Below are 7,866 nucleotides of genomic sequence, written 5' to 3'. Positions count from 1 at the left end.
TGGAAAGAAGTGGAGGATGCGCTGATGCAGTCTGCCAGTTTCAGGCAGCAGCAGACAGAGCAGGCTAAATTATCTGCGCTGGCTGTGGAAAATGAGCGGGCCGTTGCGCGGCGCTACAGCGCCGGCCTGGTCAGCTATCTGGAAGTGGTGAGCGCGCAGAATTTGCGGCTGCAGGCTGAACAGGCCGCCTTAGCGCTTAAGCAGCTGCAGCTTAAAAATACAGCACAATTGATTGCGGCTTTAGGCGGAAATTATTCTTAATACGCGGCGCTGCCGTGCCGGTTTTGGGAAAAAGCTCAGGATTCATCCGCAGCCGGGCCGCCCGGCGCTTCAATAGTATGCACAGTCAGCTGTGATGAAGTGCAAGTGATTGGTTATACAGTTATTTTAAGGCTGTAAACTATTGTGTCCTAATAATTTTTTTTGTTATGAAATCTGTGGATTGTGGTACAGCATATTGACGCTGCAGTCCTCTGGACAGAAAATATTCAAGTTGAGATAAGAATGCCGCCTGCCGCTTTCAGGCATCTATTCATGTTAAATACGGTGCATCATTTTCAGTTCAATTGCCTGCAGGCAAAAGCTGAAGCGGCTGATTTAAATGCAGCGCTTATCGTTTTAAAACCGGGCGCCATCCGCAGCCTGCTGATGGCGCAGCAGTGCTTTGAATCAAATCCAATGCTGAATTTTCAGCAGGCTGAGGCTTAAGCAAGACAATGGCTTGGGCGAAGCATGGGCTTGCGCCATCCAGTTCAAGCTCCAGCAGTCTTCCTGCACAGATTCCGTAAACCCTATCCCTAAGAGGCCGGCGCTGCCGTTCCTGATCTAATTTGCGCCTGACGGTTTTTCCTGCAAACGCGGTGATGCGGGCGGATTCAGGCCTTAGGCGCAACAAACGCAGCCTCCTGTTTGGAGAAGATGCTATGAATTTTCTGAAAGTCTTGATCATTGCCGGATGGGGTATCCTGTCCGCGTCAGCCGTGTCCGCTGCTGATCATGCCATGGAGGCCAAAGGCGGCCATTCGGCAGCCGATCATAATGCGATTGCCAGCGCAATGAGCGCAGCGCCGCAAAAAGTGGGCGCTATGGCTGCGATTGTAGTCATAGATGCCAAGGGCCAGATGCGCACCCTGCGCAAAGGGCGCAACGGCTTTACCTGCATGCCCGACAACCCTGCAACGCCAGGCCCTGACCCAATGTGCATGGATCAGGCAGCCATGAAGTGGGCAGAAGCCTGGATTGGCCATAAAACCCCGGCAGCGGGAAAAATCGGCCTGATGTATATGCTGAAGGGCGGCACCGATGCCAGCAATGTAGATCCTTATGCTGTGAAGCCCAGCGCCAGCAATCACTGGCTTAAGACCGGCCCGCATGTGATGATTGTCGGCGCTGACGCCAGCTTCTATGACATGTATCCGAAAATGGCCCAGCCCGATACCGCAGCGCCTTATGTGATGTGGCCGGGAACGCCTTATCAGCATTTGATGATACCTGTTCATTAAGCGCAGCGGCGCTTGCATGCTTGGCTTTTCATTTTCAGTGGGCAGCCGCCCGCTGAAAATCACTGCATGAAAATAGCGCAGCTGCTATCATGTATAATGTTTAAATGATAATCATTAACTTGATTGATTAAAAAGAAAACTTCAGATTCAAATAGTACTGTCGTCCGCGGACATCGCTGTATTTGCTCAGATAGCCTTGCCTGCTTGACATATCGACAGTGTAGTCATTAAACAGGTTGCTGACACCGAAGCCAAGCTGCGCGCTATCCAGCTTGCCGCCGAAATACTGCATCGGGAGCTTAGCTGTGGCGTAAATGTCATGGTAAATCTGGTCATCAATTTTCAGCGTTTTGGCGGCTGTGCCTGTCTGGTTTAAAATTGCCGCGGCATTGGTCATATTATAAGAACTATAGTACTGCGTGGCCCAGCCGAAGCCCCAGGTATCATTGGCCTGCAAATGAACTGAGGCATTGGCGCGGCGCTTCAGTGGCGCATCATCGGAACCGCCAACAATGCCGACAAAATCCTTGGCAGGGTCCTGCAAATTGCTTTGCTGAATATATTCTTTAACATAGGTATAGCCCAGATTAAAATTCAGGTCGCCAACTGCACTGTCAAACTTATAGCTTAAGCTGGTGTCAATGCCACTGGTTTTTAAATCCAGCGCATTGAATGGCGTAGTGTCAATTGAAGCCACATCGCCATTGGCATTGCGTTTTACCCGGCTGCCGTATGCTCCGAGGTTATCCAGAATATACTGGGCGCTAATTGAGCTGATGTTGTTGCTTTTCTTGATCTGGTAATAATCTACAGATAAGCGCAAATCTGGAATAAATTCCGGCGTTAAGACGATGCCGGCATTGATGCTTTTAGAGCTTTCAGGAGTGATGTCCGGATTGCCGCCTGAAATGGATTCATAGGATGTGACGGTTTTGCCGGTTACAGGGTCTTTTAAGTTGGCATTGCTGACCTGTGAAGACGTTGCTTCAGAAATCTGCCCCACGCTTGGGGTGACAAAACCTTCACTGTAGGATGCGCGGAACATCAGCTGATCATTCGGCGCAAATTTGAAACCGACCATTGGGGTAAGGGCGTCATATTTGCTGGCATTCGAATGCTTATAGCCTAAAAATTTGGATTTGTATTTGGTTGCAGGGTCAAGCTCATACTGCGGCGTATCTGACTCTACTGCAAAGCGTTCATAGCGGCCTGCCAGCTGGATATCCAGCGACTTGGCAAATGGAAGATTCAGCTGCGGCGAAATCAGCGGAATATTGAATTCACCGTAGGCGCTGCTGGCTGTTGACTGGCGCTCAGTCGGCTTGATCCACGGGTTGTCAACTGAGGCATGTTCTGCATAGCCTTCACTGTTATAGCGCCGGTGCTCAATGCCTGTCGCCAATTGAATGTCGCCCGCATACCATGAAGCAGCCGGGCCGGTGGCGCGCAAAGACATGTCATGCAGGGTCTGCTGGGTATGGGTGACCGGGTAGTTCCAGTATTTGCTGAAGATATCGGTTGCAGCTGTAGTGTAGTCTTCAAGAAAATCAATTGAGTCCAGCTCGCTGTCCCATGCGCTGGCTTTCGGGTTGACCCGGCCTTTACGCGCATACTGAATGCGGATATCGGATTGGCTCCATGCATAATCGCCGGAAAGAATCCACCGCGGCGTCAGGTCAAAGGTGAAGCCGGCGGCGGCTTTCTTCTGCGTAGTTTCAAAGGTGTCATAGCGGTTTTGGCCGTTCAGGCTCACAGGGTAGTTAACCAGAATATCCTTGCCAAAGGGATTGTGCGGGTTGTTCTTGCTCATGGTCACCACACCGTAGCCATGCGGTGAAACATCTAAAGCTTCGCCTTTTTCCCGGTCATAATTGGCTTCGAGAAATACATTCAGGCGGTCGGTAAAATCGCGGTTCAGGGAAATGCCTGCAGACTCTGTGGACGTTTCCTTTAAAAGCGCGCTCTGCGCTGAATAGTTGCTAATGCCGGAACCTAATCCGAGCGCGTAGCCTTGCCCTAAATTGGCGGTATTTCCATCCCAGCCTTGGGGAATATGGGCCATAGATGAACCCCAGCCCGGCATTAACTCTGAGCCGTCTTTGCTGCGGATATTGGTTAAATGGCCTGCAGGCGGGCTATTTGCAGCGCCTTTGCTGCTGCCGTAAATAGAGTCTGGATTATTTTTTAAGATGTTCTGGCGGGCTTTGCTGTCCCAGCTGCGTTCGCCGGCCAAAAGGCTGTCCTGTTGCTTTTTAGCGGCGGTAATCATGACATGGGTGCGCCCGCCTTCCAGCGCAAAGCCTGAAACCAGATTGACCGATTTGGCCGGCTGCTGATTGTCCGTGGTATCGCCGTAGCGCAGGTCAATTTGCGTGCCGGCATAGTCCTTGCGCAGAATCACGTTAATCACGCCGCCGACCGCGCCGCTGCCGTAAATTGCCGCGGCGGAGGTCGGCAAGATTTCAATCCGCTCAATAGCGGCCAGCGGAATATTATTTAAATTGGGCTGGTCAGTGGCTTCCGATGCGCCGCGGTTGCCGGTGCCTGCGCTGCGCCGGCCATTAATCAGCACCAGTGTTTGGCTGGCGCCCAAGCCTCTTAAATTAATCTGGCTGGATGTGGAACTGAAAAAATCTGAATTATTGGCCGAGGTCGCCATCGGCAGCAGTTTAGTGATCAGTTCGGTGACGGTTGTTGCGCTGGAACGTTCAATTTCTTCGCGTTCAATCATGGTATAGGCTTGGACATCATCTTCGGTGCGGGGAATATCCATATTGCCTGACTTGTACGCTTCAGGCGCGCCTGCCACAGCAATTTTCAGGGTGGGCAAAACTTGCCCCTGTTCTTCTGCGTGGGTATGCGGGGAGAGTAATGCCATAAGAACTGAACAGCATAATATGCTGCGGTAAAAATGCTGCGGTGTGTAAATTTTTTCCATAATTTATTCATAATATTGAAATAAAGCGGAAGTACTATACAATATGCAAACAAAAATATAAATGATAATTATTATCATTTGATAAAGTTGTGATCTGCGCATATAGCGGTTAAATCATTGAATCAGGCGCCGCTGAGGCATCAAAGATAGGTGGCTGCCATGCCTTAATGCAAGGCTGGCGCGGCAGAGGTTAAGCAGAGAAAGCTCTGCGGTGAAATTCTAAACCTGAATATGCTTTGCTCAGCGGTTAAATGGCCGCTATAAACTTTGCAATGCGCAGCGCTCAATTATGCTGGCTGGCTTTGGACAGCTCAAACCAGAGCTGGCAGTTGCCTATTCTTTTTACTGTTTCTTTCAGGTTAGCTTGTTCTCAGCCCAAATATGGGCGTGCATACAGCACGGCAATTGATTAAAATACAATCATTTTGGGGTGCATAAAAAGCAATTCTTATGCATAATTCTTTGGATATGTGATTGTTAATTTTATTTTGAAAATATTTGAGAAATATGTCACATATATTTGCGCTTTTTGTATATTTTTTATGTATTATACAAAGAATTTCATACGAATAATTACATTTTCTAAACTAAGGAGTGATTTCTATGCGTAAATTGCCGCTTTTAGTGGTTGTTGCAATGGGGTTGACAGCTTGTGTATCTAACCAGTATTCACAGCCGTCAAATTTACGTTTTCAAGAAAAAGATCAAGGAAATAATCAGGTAATCAATGTAAAAAGGGATGAAAAGCTTTGCGCTGGGGATACTGCAGAAAAGCAGAATTGTCCTCTGGACTTCTATATAGACAGTATCCAGGCAGGAAGCTTTCATATAAATAATTCAACTAATTATAAATTAAAGCCGGAAACTTATAACTTTAAAGTTAAAAGCTGCACTGCTGATTCATGTCAAAGCTGTGATGTGGATTTGAGTGTAGGAAAGCTGGCCGACCATAATTTTGTACTTTCAGTCAATGATGCAGGCAAGCCATTCATTTCAAATGGCGGAGAGCTTTTGGCGTGCGAAGTGAAGCCTAAGGCAGGAACTGCTGTTCCACCTGTTGAGCGTACTGTAACGATTGATTTAGCTGCGGATACACTATTTAAATTTAATGGTGCATCTTTAAATGACCTGCTTCCGAAAGGCCGCCAGGAAGTCTTAAACGTGGCATCGCAAATTTCAACAGGCTTTGTTTCTGTACGTCAAATCAAGCTGGTTGGCCACACTGACCGCTTAGGCAGTGACAGCTATAACAATCAGCTAGGTCAAAACCGCGCAGATACGGTGCGCAGCCTTCTGGTTCAGAACGGCATCGCTGGAAATGTCATCTCTACTGCAAGTGCGGGCAAGCAGCAGCCGGTAACAGATGGCTGCTTTAATGTTAAACAGCGTGAAGCACTTAAAGCATGTTTGCAGCCGGACCGCCGCGTCAGTGTAGAAATTACAGGTATTGCAAAGTAATTAAGAATTTAAGAGACAAGTAAATATAATTTTCAGGTGGGATAATGGCTAATTTTGTTGTAATTGAAAAAGATTCTCTAAATAAAGCAGCGGTCAATGCTGAACGCATCACTTTAACTGAAGCTTCTATCGTTCATACAAAGATGAAGCGTGACGATGTGGCTGAATTTGTCCGTGACGGCAACAATTTGCTGCTTAAGCTGAAAAGCGGAGAAGTAGTTGTCATTGAAAACTTCTTTGTTGTTCATGAAGATATCGCTTCAGATTTAGTTTTTGAAGAAGATGGCTGCGTTTTATATTGGTTTGATGGCGTTTCGGGCTTTCAAAATATTCCAGGGCTTGAAGTTCTGCTGCCGGAAGCGGGCAGCAAGCTGGGCGCGCTTTTGCCATGGCTGGCTGGGGCTGCGGTTATTGGCGGTGTGGCCGCTGCAGTAAATAATAATGATAAAAAGGAAAGTACTCCAAGCGGTACAAATACTGTTCAAGTTAAAAAAGACGGTACGATCACTGGTAAAACAGAAAATATTCCTGACGGCACAAAAGTAATTATTACGGTCACAGGTAAAGACAAAGACGGAAAGCTGGTACCGAAAGAGGTTGAAGCGACAGTCAAGGCGGACGGCAGCTATGAAGCGAAGGTTCCTGCAGACTTGGCTGATGGTGACTTGACGGTAGACTCTAAAGTTCAAGACCAAAAAGGCAATACTGTAAAAGCAGAAGATAAGCTGGGCAAGACTGACCATGACAATGATCCGGACACACCAGATCAAGGCGGCTTAGACCTTGAAGACGGTTCGATCACTGTTAAAGTAGACAATAAAGGCAATATCACCGGCACAACGGCAGACATTGAGCCGGGCAGCGAAGTGAAGCTGACCATTACCGGCAAGGACAAAGACGGCCAGGCGCTGGCTGATACTACAGTTAAAGCGACAGTCAACCCGGACGGCAGCTATACAGCCCAAGTGCCGCCAAACTTTGCAGATGGCGATTTGACTGTTAAAGCGGAAACCGCAGACCGCAACGGCAAGCCAGTCAATGCTGAAGACAAACTGGGCGCAGGCAAAACTGATGATCCGGCGACTCCAGACGATGAAAGCGTAGGCCTGGACCGCGTTGACGGCGCAATCACGGTCAAAGTGGACAATAAAGGCAATATCTCTGGCGGCACTGCGGACGTGAAGCCGGGCAGCGAAGTGAAGCTGACCATTACCGGCAAGGACAAAGACGGCCAGGCGCTGGCTGATACTACAGTTAAAGCGACAGTCAACCCGGACGGCAGCTATACAGCCCAAGTGCCGCCAAACTTTGCAGATGGCGATTTGACTGTTAAAGCGGAAACCGCAGACCGCAACGGCAAGCCAGTCAATGCTGAAGACAAACTGGGCGCAGGCAAAACTGATGATCCGGCGACTCCAGACGATGAAAGCGTAGGCCTGGACCGCGTTGACGGCGCAATCACGGTCAAAGTGGACAATAAAGGCAATATCTCTGGCGGCACTGCGGACGTGAAGCCGGGCAGCGAAGTGAAGCTGACGATTACCGGCCAGGACAAAGACGGCCAGCCACTGGTTGATACTACAGTTACAGCGACAGTCAACCCGGACGGCAGCTATACAGCCCAAGTACCGGCAGGCTTTGCGGATGGCGGCTTAACTGTCAAGGCTGAAACTGCAGACCGCAACGGCAAGCCGGTCAATGCTGAAGACAAGCTGGGCGCAGGCAAGGCTGATGATCCGGGGACTCCAGGCAACGAAAGCGAAGGCTTAGACCGTGTTGATGGCAAGATCACGGTGGACATCACCGATCAAGGCGCCATCACCGGCGGCACAACGGACGTTGCGCCGAATACCGATGTTGTGCTGACGATCACCGGCAAGAACGCGGCCGGCGGCGATGTGAGCGTGACGAAGACCGTCAAGACTGACGGCAGCGGGAACTACAGCTCCGCGCTGACGCCGGCGGACG

General features: G+C 49.4%; 5 protein-coding genes and 1 pseudogene. 5 read left to right on the top strand and 1 reads right to left on the bottom strand.

Annotation, left to right across the window (positions count from 1 at the left end; translation table 11 throughout):
* The 3 genes and pseudogenes from RSA72_RS13105 to RSA72_RS13095 all read left to right on the top strand — a co-directional run.
* Window positions 1-261, top strand: a pseudogene (locus RSA72_RS13105) (efflux transporter outer membrane subunit); the annotation flags it as partial.
* A gap of 273 nt (window positions 262-534) precedes the next feature.
* Window positions 535-708 carry a hypothetical protein gene (locus RSA72_RS13100; protein WP_332624601.1) on the top strand — a complete coding sequence of 58 codons (174 nt, stop codon included), beginning with the start codon at window positions 535-537 and terminating at the stop codon, window positions 706-708.
* A gap of 215 nt (window positions 709-923) precedes the next feature.
* Window positions 924-1,502: a hypothetical protein gene (locus RSA72_RS13095; protein WP_332624600.1), complete on the top strand. Its 579-nt coding sequence runs from the start codon at window positions 924-926 to the stop codon at window positions 1,500-1,502.
* A 127-nt stretch (window positions 1,503-1,629) separates the two neighbouring features.
* On the opposite strand, the gene RSA72_RS13090 is transcribed toward RSA72_RS13095, so the two are convergent.
* On the bottom strand, window positions 1,630-4,380 hold the full coding sequence (locus tag RSA72_RS13090; RefSeq protein ID WP_443098292.1) for a TonB-dependent receptor domain-containing protein: 2,751 nt from the start codon (window positions 4,378-4,380) through the stop codon (window positions 1,630-1,632).
* 663 nt (window positions 4,381-5,043) lie between these two features.
* Between RSA72_RS13090 and RSA72_RS13085 the strand changes: the two genes are divergently transcribed.
* Both RSA72_RS13085 and RSA72_RS13080 read left to right on the top strand, forming a co-directional pair.
* Window positions 5,044-5,898, top strand: a complete 855-nt coding sequence (locus tag RSA72_RS13085; RefSeq protein WP_332624283.1) for an OmpA family protein — start codon at window positions 5,044-5,046, stop codon at window positions 5,896-5,898.
* Window positions 5,899-5,942: 44 nt separating this feature from the next.
* The coding region (locus tag RSA72_RS13080; RefSeq protein ID WP_332633302.1) for a BapA/Bap/LapF family prefix-like domain-containing protein at window positions 5,943-7,866 on the top strand (1,924 nt) is incomplete at its 3' end.

The organism is Acinetobacter sp., assembly GCF_036659555.1.
Taxonomy (GTDB): Bacteria; Pseudomonadota; Gammaproteobacteria; order Pseudomonadales; family Moraxellaceae; genus Acinetobacter.
The sequence above is the reverse complement of the archived record's forward strand: the minus strand, read 5'-3'. Positions and strand labels throughout refer to the sequence as shown.